The following is a 20,793-nucleotide window of genomic DNA, read 5'->3' as shown; positions in this document are numbered from 1 at the left end:
AAAAGTAGCAACAGGAGCAACAGCGATTGTGGGAGGTGTAGCAGTTGCTACTCTTGCAGCACCGCTTGTATTACCGGCATTAGGTGCAGGGATGTTATATACAGCGGTAATGGCTGCAGGGACGGTAGTTGGTGGAACAATATTTGCAGCAATGGGAGCATCTGAGATATCAGAAGGCATTTTGGGGGTAAATCCAACTAAAAATCTTGCTAATAATTCGGGAATGGATGATGAAAACTATTATTTTGTTTATGATATGGGAGTAGTATTAGTAACAGCTGGTTTAAGTACACTAAGTCCTATGCGACAAAATAATAAAGCTCTAATGCAAAATTCAAATCAGAAGCAAAAAGCTGCTACTTCGATGAATAAGGGGGCGGGTAAAGCTCCTAAAACATCATCACCAGACTTTGTTGTAACACCTAACGGTGATGCAATACCTGTACCAAAGGGAGCAACTGGACCAATTGATGTAAAAAATCCAACAGGAAAAACTACAGGGTTTGCATATACTGGCGGAAAAAGTGGTGCTAATGGGCAAGTATCTAATGTTAGAATTATGGATCCAACACCACCAAGAGGAAATTCTCCTGGGTATCCGAACGGATATGTAAAATACGAGAATAAAGGATTACAAGGGCTTGACCCCATCACTGGAAAGACCATTCCGAATTCTCAGTCACATTTTCCATTAAAGTAGAGGTGAATAAATATGGAAAGAACAGTACAAGATATGGTAGGAGCAAAGATACAAAGCTTCAAAGAAGTTTGTGATTACTGGCAGATTGTTACTGATAAAGGGACAATCAATATTTACAATCCTTCTAAATATTGTACACCACAAGGAAATCATTTAGATATGAAGGATGTTAAGGAAGAAGATTTAATAAACGCAACAGTAACAAATGTAACCTTTGAGATAGAGAAGTATCTAAAATTTGAATTAAATTACGAGAAAATACTTAAAACCTCTCTCGAGGAAGGGGAATATATGGGGCCAGAAGCTGTTAGTGTACACTATAACACTGGAGAGACAATAGTTTTTGAGTAATACTGGTCAACTGTATGCATAACTCTATCTAAACTGACTACAAAACTTAGGAGCAATGCTGCTGAAATACGCAAACCTATCAGCAGGATAGTTTTTGACAAACAGAACAAATAGAAACTAACCACAGAATATTAATAATGCAGTAAGAAAAAGACATAATGAACTAGCTGAAAAATAAGTAGGCTAGTTCATTAATTTTTATAGCGATAAAATAGTGGTAGAGATTGAAAACAGTAGACTCTACCATTAAAAGATAATAAGACAGACTCTGCCCCAAGGGGGGCGACTAAAGCTGGTAAGGGTGGAAAATACTCTGTAGACCCAGTAATGTTTCCTGATGATGAAGCAGCAGGTGTACTCAGAAACGGTTCGTATGTTAAGAATCCAACTGCACATAATATTAGTGATTATATTAATGAAGGTTCAAATTATTTAGGAAATAAAAATATGAATGGGCAGTACATGTACGTTATTGACATGGATGGGAACATTATTATTGGTACTAGAGGAGGACAAAGAATGCCACATCCTACATTGGTCGGTGGAAGTAATCCACAAGTTCAAGCAGCAGGAATGATGGAAGTCAGAGGAGGAAAAATATACAGTATTAATAATGCTAGTGGACACTTTAAACCAAGTAGTGAATGTTTAAATATTGCAAAAGAAAAATTCGCAGAATTGCCAGGCAATATATTTTCAAAAGATTTTAAAGGCTTTTTGCCTTATGGAGAATAGGAGGAACAAGATGAGTTATATTAATACATGGGGAGTATATCAAGCATTTCAAGGAATTGATGATGATATGATTGATATAGACGATAGAATGAATTTTTTTGGAATGATTCCAAATGGAAAAATATTTGAATGTGTTAATGCAGGAGAGAACTTAACATTAAGATATGGGGACAAGGAGTTTAGAGTTAATCCTCAATTGTATAAAGTAGTAAATGAGCCTAAATACAAAATTGGAGATAAAGTTAATATAATTTCAAAATCAAAAATAGTGAAAATTACAGATATTAACTGGCATATTAAGGAGAATACTCCGTTTTATTTTGTACAGGAGGACGGAAAGAAAAGTACAAGAAGATATTATGAAAGTGAATTGGAGAAGCTTGATGAACTTTGAAGAGCTGAGTAAAGAAATTTCGTATGCACTTCGCCATGCTCCTTGGGAATATGAATTGGAATTAGATGAAAACGGATGGGTTAGTGCTGAACAATTATTGACAGCACTTAATGAAAGTGATAAGTGGGAGAATGTAACTTTAGAAGATTTAGAGTATATGATAGAAAACTCAGAAAAGAAGAGACATGAATTAGTTGAAGGTAGAATTAGGGCTATATATGGACATTCTATACCTAAGAAAATGGTAAAGGAAAGCACTGAACCACCGGCAATATTATATCATGGTACTGCAAGACGTTTTATAAAATCAATAGAGGATAAGGGATTATTACCAAATGGAAGACAGTATGTTCATTTGTCTAATGATATTGAAACTGCACTTCAAGTTGGTAAAAGACATGATAATAAACCTATTATTCTTGAAATTGATGCTAATAAGGCTTGGTATGAAGGCATTAAGTTTTATTTAGGTAATGATAAAGTATGGTTAGCGGACAATATACCAAGTAAATATATAAAGGTAACTTCATAATTATATTAAATCTGATAGCATAAAAATATAATTGTTCTAAATGATTAAAATTGGTGGAAAGTATATAAATAAGTTACTGCATAATATTAATAATGCAGTGAGAAGATGAATTGAACCAGCTGAATTTAAGTAAGCTGGTTCATTATTTTTAGCAGTTAATATATTCTGCAAATACATCGTTCAAAAGAACTATATTAAAAAGCGACGATAACACATCAGAAAACAGAGATTTTAAAGACTGTGAACAAGAGTGGAATTGGATTTTAAAGTGTTGAATAAAGGCTAAATCTACTGGATTTAATAGAAGTTGATAGTACAAGAAAATTTATTTAGCTGTTCCTTAAGTATAAGTATATAATAAAGAATCTTCCCGATAATTAGAATAGTCATCTTTAAGATTCAATAAAACAACTATGAAAGCTATTTGTAGATAAATTGATAGTAAGATTTAAAAACTCTAATTTTAGCTAAAAGTTAGCGAACTGAGAACATAAAAAATATAATATATTTTTATATATGAGAAATTAATATAAATGATTAAATAGATATATAAGAGAAATAGAACAAGTTATAAAATAGATCAGTATATGCGATAATAAAGTATCAACAGAAAAAGAGGCATAAAAATTATTCTAAGGCTTCAAATCTCTGAAAGTCGTAAAACCTTCGAAATATGGTGTAGGAATTTCCTTGTAAAGCAGAGAAAATTAAAAAGGCAGCCTGTGAAAGTGCGGAATATATAGGAAAACAAGCATCAAATTATAGTGAAACTATTATAAAGGTAGCAACAGGAGTAGCAGCGATTGGAGTAGGAGTAACGGCTGCTTCGGAGATATCAGATGGTATTTTTGGGTAAATCCAACTAAAAATCTTGCTAATGATATGGGAGTAAGTGATTAGAATTACTATTTAGGTTTTACAATATTATTAGTTGGGGCGCCACTTCTTTTGAATGGTCTACCTTCTAATGTGACAAACAATAGACCCCCAATGCAAAATACAAATCAGAAACAAAAAGATGCTACTTCGGCGAACAAAGGGGCGGGTGAAGCTGTAAAGTTACCTGACAATACATTTACTACAAAGAAACTGCAACATGAGTTTAAACATGCTGGTGATTTCGGCGTAAAAGGTAACTGGAATAAAGCTACAGGTGAAGCGTATAAAAATGCAATACAGAACCATATAAATACAGCGACGGATATATATAAATCTACTTATAGAGGTCAAGATGTGCATGTTTATATAAACAAAACACTGGAATAGGGGCATATACTGATTTGTCAGGTAATTATGTTGGAGGATGGAAGTTTAGTAGTGACCAAATGAATTTCCATCTAACAAACGGAGCGAAAATTAGGTAAAGGTGGCATTAATAATGGGAAGCTATGTTTCAATAGGTTTTATCTATGAAAATTTTTCAGTAGATAGAATACAAAATGAATTTAAAAAATTAGTTTCAAAGATTATTACTTTCAATGGAAATGTTAAAAAAATGAAGATTAGTAAGGATTTTAACGGTGAAGAATGGGCTGAGTATGAGTTCTTAAATAACTTTCAAATGGATAGCAATTGTGAGATGTTAGCAGATTATTTTTATGGGCAACTGGAAATAGACTGTAATCTATTTGGTGGTATTAGGTTGAAGACAATTCTTAGAATAGAAAAAGAGAAAGATGAAGACTACTTTGGATTTCTAATGGATTTAAGTGAGGAGGAATTAATTAAGTTTAACTCTGCAGATGAAATAAATAGAGTAACAGAAGAAATAATTGAATTTATGATTCAATTCTATAGTTGCTCAGCCTATAATTATGCTTTTTGCAACAATGAAGGAGAGATTCAATTTTCTCCGAAAAAATTCAGAGAGATAGAGAATAGCATATATTCAGTAACTGTTATACCTAATTTAGTTAGTAATAATAGTCTTAAGGTTATTAAGAGTAATTGGAATATTGACGGTCTTACTTCACGTGTTTAGAAAATCTAGCTGAATTAAATTGGAATAGCTGGCTGCAGAATTGATTAAATCAGTTACTTGTATTCACAATACTCTCATTTTCATGACTTTAAGTCAGACTCTAGCATTAAGGAATAGGATGAAAGATAATCAAAGAATAATTGGAGATAGAGCTGGAAGTATCAAAGTAATACCAATAGATAAATAAGGAGATAATTTATGGAGAATGAAACAATTTCAATAACATTCAATGGTGAAGTGGATGGAGATAATGCTAAATGGACACAGTGGTACAATGACGCTAAAAAGATTATTAGGTTATTAGGATATGAACCCACTCATGCAGGAATAGATAGTACAACATTAACATCTGGAAAAGTAATGATGTTAAGAAAAAGTGAAAAGAAAATTATTAATTCTATAGAAAATGGAGACAAGATAAAGTATATTTCTATGTTTTCACTTCCAGATGATTATAAGAGTGCTTCTTTTGATTATAATGTGTTTTTAGCAAGAGATGATGGGTATATAACCTTAATCATGAATAAAAGTGATTTTAACAATATAAAAGAAGAAACTATTATAAGCATATTAAGAAAATATATTTCTGTAAAGTCTGGAGAAGTATATGAAATGGATAGAACCGAATTTCCATTATTCTATGCAGCTAAGGATAATCCAGCGTTATCGTTTAAAACTTTAAAAATAATCAAAGCAATACACTAGATGCATTATTATTGAAAAAGCCGATGCATAAAGAATTAAGATTGAGAAACTATAAAAAATAACTTTAGCATATCTATTAAATGAATGCATAATTGTAATAATGCAGTGAAAAGGTGAAATGAACTAGCTGAATTTAAGTAGGCTGGTTCATTATTTTTTAGCAGTTAACATATGCTGTAAATACATTCTTCAAAAGAACTATATTAAAAAGCAACAATAACACATCAGAAAACAGATTTTTTAAAGACCATGAACAAGAGTGGAATTGGATTTTAAAATGTTGAATAAAGAGTAAATCTACTTAATTTAATAGAAGTTAATAGTACAAGAAAATCTATTTAGCTGTTTCTCAAGTATAAGTATCTGATAGAGAATCTTCCCGATAATTAGAATGCTCATCTCTAGGATTCAGCAAAATAACTATGAAAGCGATTTGTAGAGATATTGATAGGAAGATTTAAAGACTCAATTTTATCTAAAAGTCAATGGAACTAAGAATATAAAATATATATGTTTTTATATGTGAGAAATTAATATAAATGATCAAATAGATATATAAGCGAAACAGAACAAGCTATAAAACAGATTAGTATATGCGATAATAAAGTATCAACAGAAAAGGAAGCATAAAATTATTCTAAGACTCCAACTCTCTGAAAGTCATAAACCATTCGAAATATGGTGTAGAAATCTTCTCGTAAAGCAGAGGAGATTAAAAAGGCAGCCTGTGAAAGTGCTGAGTATATAGGAAAGCAAGTATCAAATTAATGCTTATGGCGGCGATGCTCTTGATGCTATTGAAGATATTAGAACTTTCAACGGCGATTATATGCAGCTTGGAACAAATATAGCATTTAGAGTTGTTTTTGGAGTGTTTACGAAGGGAAGTATTAAGAAAAAATCTAATTCTAAGTTAGAACCAAAGTCTAACCCTCAGGCATGCAGTGTTGAAAAGATAGAAGTGAAGAAGAGAAATTATAAATCTGATGTAATAGAGCTACCTAGTAAAAAAGGAAGTATTAAAGCAGAGAATAATATTAATGCACTTAAGAATAGTGGCACGAGTCACAAGGGGGGAACTAAGGGGACGGGTAAACCTGTATTTAAATCTGAAGATTTATTAGATTCTCATTATCAAAAGCATGTAGTAGACCAAGGTGAGTTCGGTAATAACACAAAAGACCAGTATTTAAAAGGTGCACAAGACTTAGTAACATCTAAACCAGGTGGTGATATTTTAACAAAGACTCGTACAAATGGTGATACTATTTTCTACAATAAAGCAACAAATGAATTTGCAGTTACCGATAAATCTGGTAGCATTAAAACATATTTTAAACCAACTGATGGAATAGACTATTATAATGGTCAAAAATAAGAAAGGAGAATGAATTATGTACATTTGCCCTGTTTGTGGATACGATAAACTCAGAGAAGAACCATATGATAATGACGGTAATCCTTCTTATGAGATATGCAATTGTTGTGGATTTGAATTTGGATATGATGATAGTAGTGAAGGTAGAAATTTTGAGACTTACCGAAAAAGATGGATAGAGAAAGGAGCATCTTGGTTTAATTTAAAGGCAAGACCAGTAGAGTGGGATTTAGAAAAACAATTAATAAATATAAATACTAATATATGAAAAACGTAGGAGTATTTGGCGGTTATCTATATGATAATCGCCTTTCTCTCATAAAAAAATCTTGAAATTGTTAAATATTATTTATTAGATTGTTTAGGTGATTGGAATTTATATATTAAAAGGAGGAATTGATTGCTTATGGTTTAAAGAGTTTTAAGTAGGTATTTATCAGAGGCTGATATATATGTTTTCTCTCTAACATATAGTATATTGGATTAAGCAAGGCATTAATGGTTTCAATAAGGAATTTAATATTCAAACGGAGAGTAATGAGATGTCAGACAAATGTCGGCTGTAAGGCTATGATGTCTCTGCTACAGCAGTAATAACTGCACCTATTATAGGAATGTAGCAATAGTGCTAAACGAATTGCATATTTCTTCATTTCCTCCTAATTACTAAACATAATCAAAATTTGAAAATATCAAGGTTTCCGTAGGAAGGCTTTAGCCTTTAACCTTTATATTTTCAAATGTGATTATACAATGGCTAGGAGGTAATGTAGAGTACATATATATCCCCATCTCAATTAGAAGTAATTGAGATGGGGATTATGTTTTTGCTGGAGATATTGATTTTACTTGTTTCAATGCTTTAATTTATAATAATTAATCTGAAAAACCACTGAAACAAAAGATATAAGAGTAAAAAATGTTCCTTATAATAAACTTGACATCATTAAGAATCATTTCATAGAATCTCTTTACACTCTGAAAGGAGGGATTCTATGAAAGATAGATGGAACTTTGATGTTGATGAAAAAACTAATAATATATATAGGAATTTATGCAGCCAAATTGAAAAGGTATTTAAACATACAAGACAGGGAAGCATTAAAACAAGGTATAGGTATCAAGATGGAATGGAGCATTTTGCAAAGTTTCTGGCAGACACATATAGGAAACAGAATTTGAACAAAATACAGGATAAGCATTTACAGGCTTATGTGGAGCAAATGCAGGAATTAGGTTATTCTAAGTCTTATGTTACTACAAACCTATCTGCAATTAGGTATTTTATAGATATAAATGGTGGAGACAGCAGCAAACTATCAACTAATAAGGAGTTAGGAGTAAATCCAAGGACTAAGGATGATAGAATTGGGAGTAATAAGGCGTGGGAAGTTGAAGAAGTAAAAAGGTTTATTGATTATGCTGAAACAGTTGAAGAAAAGAAATATGCTAATATGGTGAGTTTAGGCTTTGAATTTGGGTTAAGAATACATGAAGTTGCAAGGCTTGATAGAAATGATTTGTTAAAGGCTATCAATGAAAATCAATTAACGGTAAAAGGAAAAGGTGGACTTATAAGAAGCATTCCTATTCAAAATAATATTAGCCTTATTGAAAGGCTATATAACGAAACTCCAATGGGAGAAAAGGTGTTTATTAGGAATGAGGAAAAGACTCATCATGTAATTAATAGCCTTCAAGTCTTTATTTTGAGAAATCAAGACAATTTTAGAATTGCTAATGATGGAACGAATAGAGGTTTTCATGGTTTGAGGCATTTATATGCCCAAAATAGATATAAACAGTTTATTGAGGAGGGATTAAATGATAAACAAGCAAGGTTAAAGGTGGCTAAAGAATTAGGACATTTTAGGATTGAGATTACAGAAGTATATCTTAACTAAAAAAAATAATAATTTTATAAAAAAGTCTATTCATTTCTTGAAAAGACAAAAAAGATTTATATAATGCCTATAAATTTAAAAATTGCCTTCAAGAAATGGACAGGCTGTCTCCCCCTTGCGAGTTTATGAAAACTAACGCTTTAATTGAGGTTGCCGACTTTTCTTGAAGGACAAAACTAAAAGGAGTGGTAGTTATGCATGAAAAAGAACAATATCTCTATGTAGGCATTGATATCCATAAGGAAATACATGTAGCGGTTATACTAAACTGCTGGAATGATAAATTAGGTGAAATAACATTTGATAACAAACCTACAGCCTTCCCTAAATTTGTTCAAAAGATTAAAGAATATTGCAAAGAAGGAATAACACGAGTTTTTGGACTGGAGGATGTGGGAGGGAATGGGAGAGCCTTAGCAGTATTCTTAACAGAAGCAAAGGAAATGACAAAAGAAGTAAACCCAGCCTATTCATCATCGGAACGAAAAAATAATCCTATGACACAAAAGAATGATAGTTGGGATGCTCAATGTATAGCAAAGGTTTTATTAGGCAAACTCAAGACTTTACCAAATGCTAAGCCAGATGATTTTTACTGGATAACAGTAATAACTCCTGCTCAACACGAAAAGCAAAGCAAATATTAGAACTTGTTAAATCGGATGGTACACTACAAGAGACTATCAGAGGTTTAGAGATGTGCTAATTCAAAGCATGGTAGAAGAGATTAAGTTTTTCAAAGAAAAAATAAAGAAAATAGAAAGGGAAATGGGTAAGATATTGAAGTTATTAGATTATAAATTGCAATCTATGCCAGGTATTGACCTTGTTACGGCTTCAAATCTTATTGCATATATTGGTGATATACGTAGATTTGCAAATCCTAATAAACTTGCAAAATACGTTGGGATCGCTCCTATAAAGTTCAGTTCTGCTGGGAAGGGGAAAGAACAAATGAGTGAGCAAGGCAGGAGAGATTTAAATGGGGTGTTCTACATCTTAGCCTTACAGCAAGTGCAAGTATCAAAAGGAAGCAAAATACCAAGAAATCCTATTCTATACGAGTATTATCAAAGGAAGGTATCAGAGGGTAAGACAAAAACACAAGCCTTAATGTGTGTAATGAGAAGGCTTGTAAATATAATATTTGGTATGATGAAGAATAAAACAGAGTATAGAATGGAATATCTTTCAAAGAAGAATGCAAGTTGATATAATGGTGGTAACGAATGGTTGCCACCTTAATTTTTAAATTTGTTTTCCGTTTATTTGAGGGGGCGGCTGATGCTAAATATCAGGTTGGTGCTTATCAGGATATAAAAGGTGTAGAAGGACTAGATGCTCATCATGCAGGACAAAAAGCTGTGATGAAAAAATTAGTTGATGGATATGACGAACTGACTGCACCAGCAATAAATGTTCCGAAGGTAGGTCATACAATCAAGGGAGAAAATGGTATAGTATCAAGAAGTACAAAGGGAATAACTAGTGCAAGACAATTACTTGCAAGAGACATAAAGGAATTAAGAAGAGTTACCCTGATATTCCTAATTCAAAATTACAAGAATTAATTGATATGAATAAAAAATTATATCCAGAAATGAGGAAGTAACATGAATGAAATTTTTATTAAGAGCATTTACAAAAGCATAGTAGAAGAAAATAGAAGTCTATATAAGAATCTATTTGATAATACAGACATAGATAAGGCAAGTGATGAGTATTGGAAGAAATCATTAAAGCTATATAATAGTTTATCAGAAGAAAATAAAGAGATTCTAATTACTATAATTCAAAAAACAATGATAGATACAATCTCAAATATGCTAGGTATAATTGATGGAAGTAGTACACTTAGTGGGTGTGATGCTGAACCTAAATTGTATTTAAATGATGCTGATACTGATGGTGAGTTGCAAGATTTATTTTTAGAATATGTAGAGGAAATTGAAGAATAGATAATACAAGTAGATGCAAAATAAAGCGTTGATTAAATGCATAAAAATGATGATAGTAGAATACAGTTAAATCAACAACAGTAAGAGTATTTAATACTGCATAATTGTAATAATGCAGTGACAAAAGGACATAATGAACTAGCTGAAAAAATAAGTAGGCTAGTTCATTACTTTTTACAGTGATAAAATAGTGGTAAGAATTGAAAATACACGACTCTACCATTAAAAAATAATAAGACAGACTCTGCCCCAAGGGGGTAAGTAAACCTGATATTGGTAAAAAATTAGAATATGTTTTTGGTAATGCAACTGGTAATAAGCATAATATTTAGAGGTCTCTTTATATGGAAAATGAACTTCAAAAAACATTTAATAATGCAACTAATGTAATTCTTCAAGATAACGGACGAATTATGAAGAAATCTTTATTAAATAATAGTATAAAGTCCTTCTAAAAAGTTTCCATGGTTCAGCAGACTTCTCCATCTGATTTCAGCCTTTTTTACAGACATATATGCTATAATATAGTTATTAATAATTTCAAGGAGTTACTATGAGAGCATCAAATTTTGATATTGGGAAGAAAATAATTTTAGGGTCTTTATTTGTAAACAGCATACAGATAGTTCTCATTATTTTGCTTATAATAAACAGCGGATCCGGTGAGAACCTTAAGGCCTTAAGCGGATTGCTGTATGTTATTGCCCTTTCTATGGCAATAAATAGCTTTTTTACAATAAAAAGCTTATATTCTTTGATATTCAGCAATGGTGAAAGGCAGGGCCTGGTTCAAAGCATTAATGAGCTTAGGGAGCTAAATCGTACCATAAGAGCACAGAGGCATGATTATTTGAATCATATTCAGATAATTTACGGCTTAATGGAGCTGGGAGAGTATGATGAAGCTTTAAAATATATGGAGCCTGTATACAAGGATATAATAAAAGTAAACAAAGCCCTTAAAACCTCAGAGCCTGCTGTGAATGCACTGCTTCAGTCGAAGATGCATATTGCTGAGGAGGAGAATATCGATGTGGAGCTTTGTATAACTTCTGATTTAAAGGAGCTTTATATGCCTTCCTGGGAATTCTGCAGGATTGCAGGGAACATCATTGATAATTCTATATATGCATTAAAGGAAAAGGAAGATGACAGGAAGCTTTACGTGGAAATAAGCGAGGATATAAAGAGCCTTAAGCTGTATATATCAAATAATGGTCCTAAAATACCTAAAGAAATAGCTGACAAGGTCTTTGAAGAGGGCTTCACCACTAAAGGTATTAAAGGAGAAGGAATGGGGCTTTCCATAGTAAAGGAGCTGGTGGAAAACTACGAAGGGAAGCTTAAGCTGGACTCTTCGGATTATAAAACAAGCTTTCTCATAGAGCTGCCTAAGAATATCAGCAGTGAAAACTGACATTTGGACGGGTTATATGTATAAATGGTAGAATATGAATTTAATTTATTCGAATATTAGATTAACATAAAAGCATAATAAGATTATAAGGGGTGAGAAAATGGACTGGGGAGCATTTATCAACAATGTAAGCGCTGTAGCTTTGGTTTTGTTTGTAATAGGAATTATCTTAGTAACCATTGAAATGTTTATACCCGGCTTTGGTGTAGCAGGAATTTCCGGAACCATATGTCTGGTGCTGGCTGTATTATTTTCAGCAGACTCTTTCTTTGAAGGGCTTATAATGATGCTGGTGATTTTTGTTATATTAGGTGTATTGTTCGGAGTAGTGCTGACCTCGCTTTCCCGGGGAAAAATGAATAAAACCTTGGTTCTGAATGAAGAACAGAGGAAGGAAAAAGGATATATTAGCTCAGAGGATTTAAACTACTTTATAGACAAGCAAGGAAATGCAATTACAGATTTAAGACCTTCAGGAAGTGTTGATATAGAAGGACTTAAGCTGGATGTAGTATCTGATGGTGAGTATATCTCTAAAGGAACTAAAGTCGAGATAATTAAGGTTCAGGGTAATAAAATTATAGTTAGAAAAGCTACTAAATAGTCTAAGGACTTAAAAGAAAGGGGTTTATTTTATGGATGGTTTAATCACTACTATTATAATATTTGTGGTAGCAATACTTGTAATTTCTATATTTTTAAGTTTTGTACCATTAGGGTTATGGATTTCTACACTGGCTGCAGGAGTTAAGGTAAGCATATTTAATCTCGTTGGTATGAGACTTAGGAGAGTTACTCCTACAAAGATTGTTCTTCCTCTTATAAAGTCTACAAAAGCAGGAATCAACATGAATGTTAATCAGCTGGAAGCACACTATTTAGCCGGTGGTAATGTAGATAAGGTTATAGATGCACTTATTGCAGCTCAAAGAGCTTCCATTGATCTTCCTTTTGAAAAGGCAGCAGCAATTGACCTTGCAGGAAGAGATGTACTTGAAGCGGTAAAAATGAGTGTTAACCCAAAGGTTATAGAAACTCCTAATGTTTCAGCGGTTTCTAAGGATGGTATAGAGCTTTTGGTAAAAGCAAGGGTTACAGTTAGGGCAAACCTTGAAAGACTTGTAGGTGGTGCTGGTGAAACCACAATACTTGCAAGGGTTGGTGAAGGTATAGTAACTACAGTAGGTAGCTCAGAAGCACATAAAGAGGTTTTAGAAAATCCTGATAAGATTTCTCAGACTGTTTTAAATAAAGGCTTAGATGCAGGTTCAGCCTTTGAAATACTTTCAATAGATATAGCAGATATCGATGTAGGAAGAAACATCGGTGCACAGCTTCAAACCCTTCAGGCAGAAGCTGACAAGAAAATTGCTCAGGCTAAGGCAGAGGAAAGAAGAGCAATGGCAGTAGCTAAAGAGCAGGAAATGAGAGCTGAGGTTGTTGCTGCTGAAGCAGAGGTTCCAAGAGCTATGGCTCAGGCTTTAAGAGAAGGTAAGCTTGGAATCATGGATTATTATGATATGCAGAATGTAATTTCCGATACAAATATGAGAAATTCCATTTCAAAGTCAGGCAAGGATAAACCTTCTATAGGTAATGAAAAAGATAACCCTAATAAAGGTTAATCTCAGGAGCTGATAATATATGGATGAAAATAATAACGGATTATTTCCAACAAATAATGATAGAGGAAATAAAATGGGATATATAGACAGCATAAGTGAGGATATGACTACAAGCAGGCTTCAGAGAGCATTGATAGTTTCTGAAATTTTAAATAAGCCTGTAGCAAAAAGAGAAAAATCAAGGAGAAGGTATTTAAGGAGAAAACCGTAATGAATTTTAGAGTATTAATCGTTGATGATGAACCAGGCATGAGGCTTTTAATTTCAAAGGCAGTAAGTAAGGTAGAAGGTTTTGAAATCATAGGAGAGGCAGCTTCAGGAGAAGAGGCTTTAGAGATATTTAATGCTGAGCATCCGGAAATAGTGCTTCTTGATGTGGAACTCAATGGAATTTCAGGGGTAGACTGTGCAGAAAAAATACTTGAAGTAAACCCTAAAACCATGATTATATTTGCCAAAGGACATAATGAATATATGCCTAGAGCCTTTGAAATCTATGCTTTTGACTATATTGTAAAGCCCTTCAAGATAGAAAGAATATATCAAACCCTTCATAGGATTAAGGGTATATTGAAGGAAACTACAGAGGTTAAAATTGAAGATGGGGTAAAGAAAAATTCCCCTCTTGATAAGCTTATTATAAAGAATAAAGAAGGAATAAGCTTTGTGGATTCATCAGATATAATACTCGTTCAAAGAGAAGATAAGTCTACGGTTATCTACACCTCCACAGAGAGATTTGTAACCTCCGAAGGGCTGGCAGACATAGAAATGAAGCTGGATCCGCACAATTTTATGAGGAGTCACAAATCTTATATAATAAATATCACTAAGATAACAAAGATATATCCTTACGGAAGATGGACATATGTGGTTAAGTTAAAGGACACTGAAATGGATGCTTTATTAACCCATGAAAAATATGAAGAGCTTAAAAGGATATTTAACCTTTAAAATTTAATACTGAATAAAGCCATGGAATTTATTATCCATGGCTTTATATTATAGCTTTCCAAGCATATCCTTTATAATATCTACCTGATCTAGAGATAATTTCATCTCTTCCGCTATTCTTCTGCTGTCCATGCCTAGATGTATAGCTTCCTTAATGCTGTCCAGGCTTTCTTTATTTGTGATTATATCCTCTACTGCTTTGCTGTCCTTATTTGATACTGATTTAAGATGATTTTCCAGCTTGTCATAAAGCTGCATTTCCTTTAGCTTTGCCCAGGGCATTCTAAAACCTCCTTAAACTTAGTATGAGGTTAGTATAACCAAAGATAATAATTAAATTCTAAAGGAGAGACATATGTGCTAATATATATATTAGAAAATTTGTTCACAAAGGAAGGAATTTTTAATGAATATTATATCGCTTGAAAATATAAGTAAAAGCTATAGTGAAAAGGCTTTGATTGAAAATATATCCCTTGGAATAAATGAAGGGGATAAAATAGGTCTTATTGGCATTAACGGAACTGGAAAGTCTACACTGCTTAAGATAATAGCGGGAATTGAAAGCATAGATTCTGGAAATATAATAAAGGCTAACAGAGCAAGAATTGAATATCTTTCTCAAAATCCTGAGTATGATGATTCTTCCACGGTGCTTCAGCAGATCTTTAAAGGAAATTCTCCGGAATTTAAGCTTTTAAGGAAATATGAAGAGGTGCTTCATAAGCTTCAGGAAAAAAGAACCTCAGAGGAATTGGAGGCGCTAAATAAAAGGCTGATTTCTCTTCAAAGCTCAGTAGATACTATGAACCTATGGGATTTGGAAAGTGAAGCTAAAACTGTGCTTACTAAGCTTGGGATAAATGAATTCAATGCTGTTATGGGAGAGCTTTCAGGAGGACAGAGAAAGAGAGTAGCTTTAGCTTCTGCCCTTATAACTCCCTGTGATTTATTGATATTGGATGAGCCTACAAACCATATGGATAATGAAAGTATAGACTGGCTTGAAAATTACTTAAATGGAAGAAAAGGCGCTCTTTTAATGGTTACTCATGACAGGTATTTTTTAGATAGAATAGCTAACAGGATAATAGAATTGGACTGTGGAAATTTGTACAGCTATGAAGGAAACTACAGCTTATTCATTGAGAAAAAACTGGAAAGGGAAGCTTTAGAAGCTGCCAGTGAGGAAAAGAGACAGAACCTTTTGAGAAAAGAGCTGGCTTGGGTTAAAAGAGGTGCAAAAGCCAGATCTACAAAGCAGAAAGCAAGGCTTCAAAGGTTTGAGGAGCTTAGCAGTATAGAAGGACCCCAAAAAGCGGCAGCTGCAGATATATCCTCTTTAAGCTCCAGGCTTGGCAGGAAGGTTATAGAAATAAAGGATATTTCTATAACCATAGAAGGAAAGCTTTTAATAAAGGATTTTACCTATACACTCCTCAGAGATGACAGGATAGGTATAGTAGGACCTAATGGAATAGGTAAATCTACTCTTATGAGGATTATATCCGGAGAGCTTAAGCCGGATAAAGGAACCATAGATATAGGAGATACCGTTAAGCTTGGATTCTTTTCTCAGGAAAATCAACATATGGACGAAAATATGAGAGTTATAGAGTATGTAAGGGAGGAAGCTGAATTTATAGCTGTAGCAGATGGAGAAAAAATATCTGCCTCTCAGATGTGCGAAAGATTTTTATTTGACTCCACCATGCAATGGACTCCTATAGGAAAACTTTCAGGAGGTGAAAGGAGAAGGCTTTATCTGCTTAGGGTGCTTATGAAGGCGCCTAATGTACTTCTTTTGGATGAACCCTCTAATGATTTAGATATAGAAACCCTTAAGGTTTTAGAGGACTATCTGGATAGTTTTCAGGGGGCTGTTATAACTGTATCCCATGACAGGTATTTTATAGATAGGATCTGTACAAAGATTTTTTACTATGAAGGAGAGGGAAGGATTAAGCAGTATAACGGCGGTTATGAAGATTTTATTGAAGCGAGACAGCAGGAAGAAGGGGACAATGTTAATAATATAAAGAAGTCTGTGGAGGAAAAATCCTCTTCTGTGGATAAAAATAATTTTAAAAAGGAAAAGCCTCTGAAGTTTACTTATAAAGAACAAAAGGAGTATGAAGAGATTGATGAGGTGATTGAAGGCTTAGAAAATAAAATAGAAGAATGTGAAAAAGCAATGGAAGCCTCTGCTGCAGATTATGAAAAGCTTCAGGATTTAATGAAGGAAAAAGAACTGCTTTCCAAAGAGCTAGAGGAAAAGTATGAAAGATGGGAATATTTAAATGAATTGGCAGCTAAAATAGAAGCTTCTAAAAATTAATAGTAATATAACTCCTCTAAGGTAAATATGTATTAATAAAGATTACATTAATACTGGCTTAGAGGAGTTTTTCTGATGTCTTGTTATAAATATCCCAGATTTGTAGATAAAAATAATATAACCACCATAACGGATAGAGTAAATGAAAGGAGATTTCTCCTTAGAATAAAGCTTAAAGGGGCAGGTGAAGGCTCCTTGCTTGTAATAATAAAGAATATGGGAGCAGCAGATGTAATAGACTGTGATGAAAGGGTATACAGAATATTAAAATACGTAAAGCTCAATGAAGAACTTCAGAGCATAGGAGAAGTAATGATAATGAGTATCTTTCCTGTATGCTGCTGTAAAACTAACTATATAATACAAAAGCTTTATGAAAAGGGTCCTGATTTTATATGCGGGAATGACGATTTATTTCAGGATGAAGATAAAGTGCTTCAAAACAGGTATCTCCTTAAAAAATATATACTTAAAGCAGATAAGATAATATTAGCCTGGGGCACACCGGTAAGGGTTTTAAGTAAGTTTTTTAATGAAAGCTCAGATTATATATTAAATATAATAAAGGAAAGCAGGAAGATAAATCCCTTAAAACAGGTTTATATAGTAGGAGAACAGAATATCACAGGACATCCAAAAAGCTGTATGAGCTGGAGGTATAAAGACAGATTATCCTCTTACAATAATTTATAATAAAAATCACCGGACTGCAGCAAATACTGCAGTCCGGTGATTTTTATTTAAGCTAAGATATCTTTAGAAAAATATTAAACTGCTTAATGAAAGCAGTACACCGCCGTAAAGTTATTTATATCCGTTGTAATAAACTATATCATCTATACTTTTCCTGCTCCTATGTTCCGGAATTTCTTCAGCATAACCTAAAGGTGTTATAGCCATTACCATGACATCCTCCGGAATGTCTAAAATAGCTCTTACCATGTTAGGATCAAACATCCCCAGCCAGCAGGTGCCTAAACCCTGTTCCTGTGCCTCAAGCATCATAAAGGATAATGCGATAGAAGCATCTACAGTATGAGAAGGCTGACCGCACATCATGGTTCTGTTTAAGCCCTCGGTACAGACAACTAAGGCTATAGGAGCCTCCAGTACTTGGTGCTGATCCTGAGAGGCATGGTAAAGCCTTTGTATCAGCTCTTTATCATCAACAACTATAAACCTCCAGGGCTGTGTATTCCTGGCTGAAGGAGCAAGCCTTCCTGCTTCTAACACCTTATTTAGCTTTTCTTTTTCTACAGGCTTAGAAGAGAACTTTCTAATACTGCGCCTTTCTTTAATGGCACTTAAAACATCCATTTATTATATACCTCCAAATTACTTTAGATATATTTAATTTCACCATAAAGCATTTATATATGATTTTATGCTATAAATATGAATATTAAAGCTCATTTTACCAAATAAATTTTTAAATTTCAAATTTTACTCTAAAAGTTTCCATATAAAAAAGTTTTTATAATTATTTCCCTTTAAATGTAATAAATGACATATATTTTAAAAGATGATATAATAATTATATTCTTTAGATTTACACTTAAAGGAAAGAGGTGGCGGGTTGAGAACTTACTTGATAAAAAGAACATTTTCCATGGTAACTTCTTTTTTACTGATATTAGTATTCTCAAGTATAATATTCGTTTCACTACCTGGAGATTTTACTAATTCTCAGCTTATGTCCAGAGATAAAAAGCTGGAGATAAAGCAGGAACTAGGATTGGACAAGCCTAAGCCCATGCAGATTATTCATTGGAATAAAAAGCTTATCACTTTTAATTTGGGAAATTCCTTTCTTACAGGATTGCCTGTAAGCACTTCAATAAAGATAGTACTTAAAAATTCTGCCTCACTTTATATATTATCCCTTGGGATAAGTATAATACTCGGGATTATATTAGGAGCTTTAACGGCTTATAAGAAGGGTACGGTGTTTGACAGTTTTACCAGAGTTTTTGTGCTTTTAGGCATCAGTGTTCCTGTAGTTGTGGTAGCTACTATTGTACTATTCATATTTATATATTTGATTAGGGTTCCCATAGAATATTTCTATACTGAAATGAACAATAGGATTGCCTTTATGTTTATGGTTTTTCTTAATTTACCGCTTTTTACGAAGTACTCAAGAGCTATGATGATAGAAGTTTTATCAGAGGATTACATACGTACGGCAAAGTCAAAAGGCTTAAGCAGCTTTAGAATAATATTTAAGCATGGCATTAGAAATTCCCTAGTGGGACTAATAGGAACTATTGGGGTATCTTTAAATAATATAGTATTCACCTCTTGTTTAATTGAAATGATGCTTGGATATCCCGGACTTGGATATTTGGTTGCTACTGCTACATTTAAAAGGGATTATCCCCTTATGCTTGGCTCTATGGTGGTTTTGGCTTCTATAACCCTTTTGTTTAACTATATATTTGATATTCTTATACAATTAATCGATCCAAGGGTTAATGTGATAAAGGAGGGGTAAAATGGATATAAGATTTGAAATGGAAAAACAAAAGGAAGTAATACTTACTCCATGGAAAATATCCTTGAAGAGATTTAAGAAAGACAGGCTTTCTGTAATTGCCTTCTTTATATTAATGATTATAATCCTCTCTGTAGCATTTGGACCCTTTATTTATCCATATAAAATGGAAGCCTTAGATTTAATGAATATGAACAGCACTCCCAGTTTTATTCATCCTATGGGAACGGATTCCCTGGGAAGGGATAATATGGCAAGGGTATTATATGGAGGAAGAGTATCTTTAGTAATTGCATTTTTGGCTGCGGCGGTACAGATATTTATAGGTACACTTTTTGGAGTGATAGCAGGGTATTATGGAGGTATTATAGATAAAGTTATAATGAAGTTCAGTGATGTGTTGGTGAGTATGCCCTTTTTGCCTATATTTATTCTGATGAGCAATATGCTTTCTCATTATGATGTTTATGCATATAATAGGATATATGTTGTTATGGTGGTAATCGGATTTCTCAGCTGGCCAGGGGTCTGCAGACTAATTAGAAGTCAGGTTCTCGTAATAAAAGGAAGGGAATATATGGATGCAGCAGAAGCCTTAGGTATTAAATCATACAGAAAAATGGTGAAACACATTTTACCAAATCTTCTAGCCCCGGTAATAGTAGCTTCTTCAATGGGAATTGCTAATGGAGTTTTAATAGAAGGATCCTTAAGCTATCTGAATTTCGGTGTTATCCCCCCGGTCCCCAGCTGGGGAAACATAGCTCAGGCTGCCAGGGATATGTATATATTGGAGCATCAGTGGTGGTACTGGCTGCCCCCTTGTATTTGTATCTTTTTGACCATAACCTGTATAAATATTGTAGGTGATGGACTAAGAGATGCTTTGGATGTGAAACTATAAATTCAAAATAAAAAGCGGTATCTAATTAGATACCGCTTAATTTTGAGGGCTAAACTACTTATTTAGTTCTTTTTCCAGAAGCTCTTGTATCTTGGGGGTACATCGTCTTCCGCCGCAACCTCCTGAGCCTGCACCTGTAGCTTTTTGTACCTTTTCTACAGTATCAGCACCACGGGAAACTGCTTCTTTAATTTTAATTCTAGGAATTGCTTTGCATAAGCAAACTTTTGTATGTTTATCAAGCACTAGTTCCTGGTGTCTTTTTTTTTATCTTCTTCGCTTTCCTTTTCCTCTTTAGAATCAGAGGAATTAGAAGGTTTTTGCTTCTCCATTTCCTTTTTTTCCTTATCTAATAATTCTTTATTAGATTCGTCAAAGGCCTGATCATACTTTTCATTAAAATTGTTTTCCATAATTATTCCT

24 protein-coding genes and 2 pseudogenes are annotated in these 20,793 nt (G+C 33.3%); 23 read left to right on the top strand and 3 right to left on the bottom strand.

Annotation, left to right across the window (positions count from 1 at the left end):
* The first annotated feature begins 28 nt into the window (after nt 1-28).
* The 19 genes and pseudogenes from TA89_RS18640 (at nt 29) to TA89_RS13705 (ending at nt 14,634) form a co-directional block, all read left to right on the top strand.
* Nucleotides 29-700, top strand: coding sequence for a hypothetical protein (locus TA89_RS18640; RefSeq protein WP_197073459.1), 672 nt, complete (start codon nt 29-31; stop codon nt 698-700).
* 12 nt (nt 701-712) lie between these two features.
* Nucleotides 713-1,051, top strand: coding sequence for a hypothetical protein (locus tag TA89_RS13795; RefSeq protein WP_040214199.1), 339 nt, complete (start codon nt 713-715; stop codon nt 1,049-1,051).
* A gap of 327 nt (nt 1,052-1,378) precedes the next feature.
* Nucleotides 1,379-1,786: a hypothetical protein gene (locus tag TA89_RS13790; RefSeq protein WP_040214198.1), complete on the top strand. Its 408-nt coding sequence runs from the start codon at nt 1,379-1,381 to the stop codon at nt 1,784-1,786.
* Nucleotides 1,787-1,796: 10 nt separating this feature from the next.
* Nucleotides 1,797-2,180, top strand: a complete 384-nt coding sequence (locus tag TA89_RS13785; protein ID WP_040214197.1) for a DUF6960 family protein — start codon at nt 1,797-1,799, stop codon at nt 2,178-2,180.
* The gene (locus tag TA89_RS13780; protein ID WP_341350007.1) at nt 2,146-2,712 is read left to right on the top strand and encodes an RNA 2'-phosphotransferase; all 567 of its coding nucleotides are present in this window, start codon (nt 2,146-2,148) and stop codon (nt 2,710-2,712) included. Before TA89_RS13785 ends, TA89_RS13780 begins: the two co-directional genes overlap by 35 nt.
* 990 nt (nt 2,713-3,702) lie before the next feature.
* A pseudogene (locus TA89_RS13775) lies at nt 3,703-4,076 on the top strand (colicin D domain-containing protein).
* Nucleotides 4,077-4,090: 14 nt separating this feature from the next.
* A complete protein-coding gene (locus TA89_RS13770; RefSeq protein WP_040214194.1) occupies nt 4,091-4,693 on the top strand; it encodes an Imm64 family immunity protein in 603 nt (200 codons plus the stop codon).
* A gap of 198 nt (nt 4,694-4,891) precedes the next feature.
* The gene (locus TA89_RS13765; protein WP_040214193.1) at nt 4,892-5,398 is read left to right on the top strand and encodes a hypothetical protein; all 507 of its coding nucleotides are present in this window, start codon (nt 4,892-4,894) and stop codon (nt 5,396-5,398) included.
* An 829-nt stretch (nt 5,399-6,227) separates the two neighbouring features.
* The gene (locus TA89_RS18905; protein ID WP_242850149.1) at nt 6,228-6,776 is read left to right on the top strand and encodes a hypothetical protein; all 549 of its coding nucleotides are present in this window, start codon (nt 6,228-6,230) and stop codon (nt 6,774-6,776) included.
* A 16-nt stretch (nt 6,777-6,792) separates the two neighbouring features.
* Complete coding sequence (locus TA89_RS13755) at nt 6,793-7,044, top strand: hypothetical protein (RefSeq protein WP_040214192.1); 252 nt, start codon at nt 6,793-6,795, stop codon at nt 7,042-7,044.
* 727 nt (nt 7,045-7,771) lie between these two features.
* Nucleotides 7,772-8,680, top strand: a complete 909-nt coding sequence (locus tag TA89_RS13750) for a tyrosine-type recombinase/integrase (RefSeq protein WP_040214190.1) — start codon at nt 7,772-7,774, stop codon at nt 8,678-8,680.
* Between the two features lie 194 nt (nt 8,681-8,874).
* A pseudogene (locus TA89_RS19310) lies at nt 8,875-9,892 on the top strand (IS110 family transposase).
* A gap of 17 nt (nt 9,893-9,909) precedes the next feature.
* Nucleotides 9,910-10,251 (top strand): hypothetical protein, encoded by a 342-nt coding sequence (locus TA89_RS13735; protein WP_197073458.1) that lies wholly within the window; start codon nt 9,910-9,912, stop codon nt 10,249-10,251.
* Nucleotides 10,252-10,293: 42 nt separating this feature from the next.
* Complete coding sequence (locus TA89_RS13730) at nt 10,294-10,638, top strand: hypothetical protein (protein WP_040214188.1); 345 nt, start codon at nt 10,294-10,296, stop codon at nt 10,636-10,638.
* Between the two features lie 553 nt (nt 10,639-11,191).
* Entirely contained in the window at nt 11,192-12,055 is an 864-nt protein-coding gene (locus tag TA89_RS13725; RefSeq protein WP_040214186.1) for a sensor histidine kinase, read from the top strand.
* 100 nt (nt 12,056-12,155) lie between these two features.
* A complete protein-coding gene (locus TA89_RS13720; RefSeq protein WP_040214184.1) occupies nt 12,156-12,659 on the top strand; it encodes an NfeD family protein in 504 nt (167 codons plus the stop codon).
* A gap of 31 nt (nt 12,660-12,690) precedes the next feature.
* On the top strand, nt 12,691-13,680 hold the full coding sequence (gene floA, locus TA89_RS13715) for a flotillin-like protein FloA (protein WP_040214183.1): 990 nt from the start codon (nt 12,691-12,693) through the stop codon (nt 13,678-13,680).
* Between the two features lie 19 nt (nt 13,681-13,699).
* A complete protein-coding gene (locus TA89_RS13710; RefSeq protein WP_040214182.1) occupies nt 13,700-13,891 on the top strand; it encodes a hypothetical protein in 192 nt (63 codons plus the stop codon).
* Nucleotides 13,891-14,634, top strand: coding sequence for a LytR/AlgR family response regulator transcription factor (locus TA89_RS13705; protein WP_040214181.1), 744 nt, complete (start codon nt 13,891-13,893; stop codon nt 14,632-14,634). Before TA89_RS13710 ends, TA89_RS13705 begins: the two co-directional genes overlap by 1 nt.
* Before the next feature lie 48 nt (nt 14,635-14,682).
* On the opposite strand, the gene TA89_RS13700 is transcribed toward TA89_RS13705, so the two are convergent.
* Nucleotides 14,683-14,916: a hypothetical protein gene (locus tag TA89_RS13700; RefSeq protein WP_040214180.1), complete on the bottom strand. Its 234-nt coding sequence runs from the start codon at nt 14,914-14,916 to the stop codon at nt 14,683-14,685.
* A gap of 124 nt (nt 14,917-15,040) precedes the next feature.
* On the opposite strand from TA89_RS13700, the gene TA89_RS13695 reads away from it, so the two are divergent.
* Nucleotides 15,041-16,972 carry an ABC-F family ATP-binding cassette domain-containing protein gene (locus TA89_RS13695; protein ID WP_040214179.1) on the top strand — a complete coding sequence of 644 codons (1,932 nt, stop codon included), beginning with the start codon at nt 15,041-15,043 and terminating at the stop codon, nt 16,970-16,972.
* A 75-nt stretch (nt 16,973-17,047) separates the two neighbouring features.
* Nucleotides 17,048-17,665: a DUF1643 domain-containing protein gene (locus tag TA89_RS13690; protein ID WP_040214177.1), complete on the top strand. Its 618-nt coding sequence runs from the start codon at nt 17,048-17,050 to the stop codon at nt 17,663-17,665.
* Nucleotides 17,666-17,776: 111 nt separating this feature from the next.
* On the opposite strand, the gene TA89_RS13685 is transcribed toward TA89_RS13690, so the two are convergent.
* Nucleotides 17,777-18,289 (bottom strand): nitroreductase family protein, encoded by a 513-nt coding sequence (locus TA89_RS13685; protein WP_040214176.1) that lies wholly within the window; start codon nt 18,287-18,289, stop codon nt 17,777-17,779.
* 271 nt (nt 18,290-18,560) lie between these two features.
* Between TA89_RS13685 and TA89_RS13680 the strand changes: the two genes are divergently transcribed.
* Complete coding sequence (locus TA89_RS13680) at nt 18,561-19,466, top strand: ABC transporter permease (RefSeq protein WP_187119311.1); 906 nt, start codon at nt 18,561-18,563, stop codon at nt 19,464-19,466.
* Nucleotide 19,467: 1 nt separating this feature from the next.
* On the top strand, nt 19,468-20,370 hold the full coding sequence (gene opp4C, locus TA89_RS13675; RefSeq protein WP_040214174.1) for an oligopeptide ABC transporter permease: 903 nt from the start codon (nt 19,468-19,470) through the stop codon (nt 20,368-20,370).
* Between the two features lie 54 nt (nt 20,371-20,424).
* Here the strand turns inward: opp4C and TA89_RS13670 are convergent, their stop codons facing one another.
* Nucleotides 20,425-20,616: a (2Fe-2S)-binding protein gene (locus tag TA89_RS13670; protein WP_040214173.1), complete on the bottom strand. Its 192-nt coding sequence runs from the start codon at nt 20,614-20,616 to the stop codon at nt 20,425-20,427.
* Between the last annotated feature and the right edge of the window lie 177 nt (nt 20,617-20,793).

The sequence above is a fragment of the Clostridium polynesiense genome (assembly GCF_000820705.1).
GTDB lineage: Bacteria > Bacillota > Clostridia > Clostridiales > Clostridiaceae > Clostridium_AA > Clostridium_AA polynesiense.
Note: the sequence above shows the minus strand (reverse complement) of the source record. Positions and strands in the feature narration are given on the sequence as shown.

Excerpts from the sequence above, each read along its gene's own strand:
- TA89_RS13685 (WP_040214176.1), bottom strand. The coding sequence starts at position 18,289 with ATGGATGTTTTAAGTGCCATTAAAGAAAGGCGCAGTATTAGAAAGTTC.
- TA89_RS13790 (WP_040214198.1), top strand. The coding sequence starts at position 1,379 with ATGTTTCCTGATGATGAAGCAGCAGGTGTACTCAGAAACGGTTCGTAT.
- TA89_RS13750 (WP_040214190.1), top strand. The coding sequence starts at position 7,772 with ATGAAAGATAGATGGAACTTTGATGTTGATGAAAAAACTAATAATATA.
- TA89_RS13730 (WP_040214188.1), top strand. The coding sequence starts at position 10,294 with ATGAATGAAATTTTTATTAAGAGCATTTACAAAAGCATAGTAGAAGAA.
- TA89_RS13720 (WP_040214184.1), top strand. The coding sequence starts at position 12,156 with ATGGACTGGGGAGCATTTATCAACAATGTAAGCGCTGTAGCTTTGGTT.
- TA89_RS13770 (WP_040214194.1), top strand. The coding sequence starts at position 4,091 with ATGGGAAGCTATGTTTCAATAGGTTTTATCTATGAAAATTTTTCAGTA.
- floA (WP_040214183.1), top strand. The coding sequence starts at position 12,691 with ATGGATGGTTTAATCACTACTATTATAATATTTGTGGTAGCAATACTT.
- TA89_RS13710 (WP_040214182.1), top strand. The coding sequence starts at position 13,700 with ATGGATGAAAATAATAACGGATTATTTCCAACAAATAATGATAGAGGA.
- TA89_RS13780 (WP_341350007.1), top strand. The coding sequence starts at position 2,146 with ATGAAAGTGAATTGGAGAAGCTTGATGAACTTTGAAGAGCTGAGTAAA.
- TA89_RS13725 (WP_040214186.1), top strand. The coding sequence starts at position 11,192 with ATGAGAGCATCAAATTTTGATATTGGGAAGAAAATAATTTTAGGGTCT.
- TA89_RS13700 (WP_040214180.1), bottom strand. The coding sequence starts at position 14,916 with ATGCCCTGGGCAAAGCTAAAGGAAATGCAGCTTTATGACAAGCTGGAA.
- opp4C (WP_040214174.1), top strand. The coding sequence starts at position 19,468 with ATGGATATAAGATTTGAAATGGAAAAACAAAAGGAAGTAATACTTACT.
- TA89_RS13785 (WP_040214197.1), top strand. The coding sequence starts at position 1,797 with ATGAGTTATATTAATACATGGGGAGTATATCAAGCATTTCAAGGAATT.
- TA89_RS13795 (WP_040214199.1), top strand. The coding sequence starts at position 713 with ATGGAAAGAACAGTACAAGATATGGTAGGAGCAAAGATACAAAGCTTC.
- TA89_RS13765 (WP_040214193.1), top strand. The coding sequence starts at position 4,892 with ATGGAGAATGAAACAATTTCAATAACATTCAATGGTGAAGTGGATGGA.
- TA89_RS13705 (WP_040214181.1), top strand. The coding sequence starts at position 13,891 with ATGAATTTTAGAGTATTAATCGTTGATGATGAACCAGGCATGAGGCTT.
- TA89_RS13695 (WP_040214179.1), top strand. The coding sequence starts at position 15,041 with ATGAATATTATATCGCTTGAAAATATAAGTAAAAGCTATAGTGAAAAG.
- TA89_RS13690 (WP_040214177.1), top strand. The coding sequence starts at position 17,048 with ATGTCTTGTTATAAATATCCCAGATTTGTAGATAAAAATAATATAACC.
- TA89_RS13755 (WP_040214192.1), top strand. The coding sequence starts at position 6,793 with ATGTACATTTGCCCTGTTTGTGGATACGATAAACTCAGAGAAGAACCA.
- TA89_RS18905 (WP_242850149.1), top strand. The coding sequence starts at position 6,228 with ATGCAGCTTGGAACAAATATAGCATTTAGAGTTGTTTTTGGAGTGTTT.
- TA89_RS13735 (WP_197073458.1), top strand. The coding sequence starts at position 9,910 with ATGGTTGCCACCTTAATTTTTAAATTTGTTTTCCGTTTATTTGAGGGG.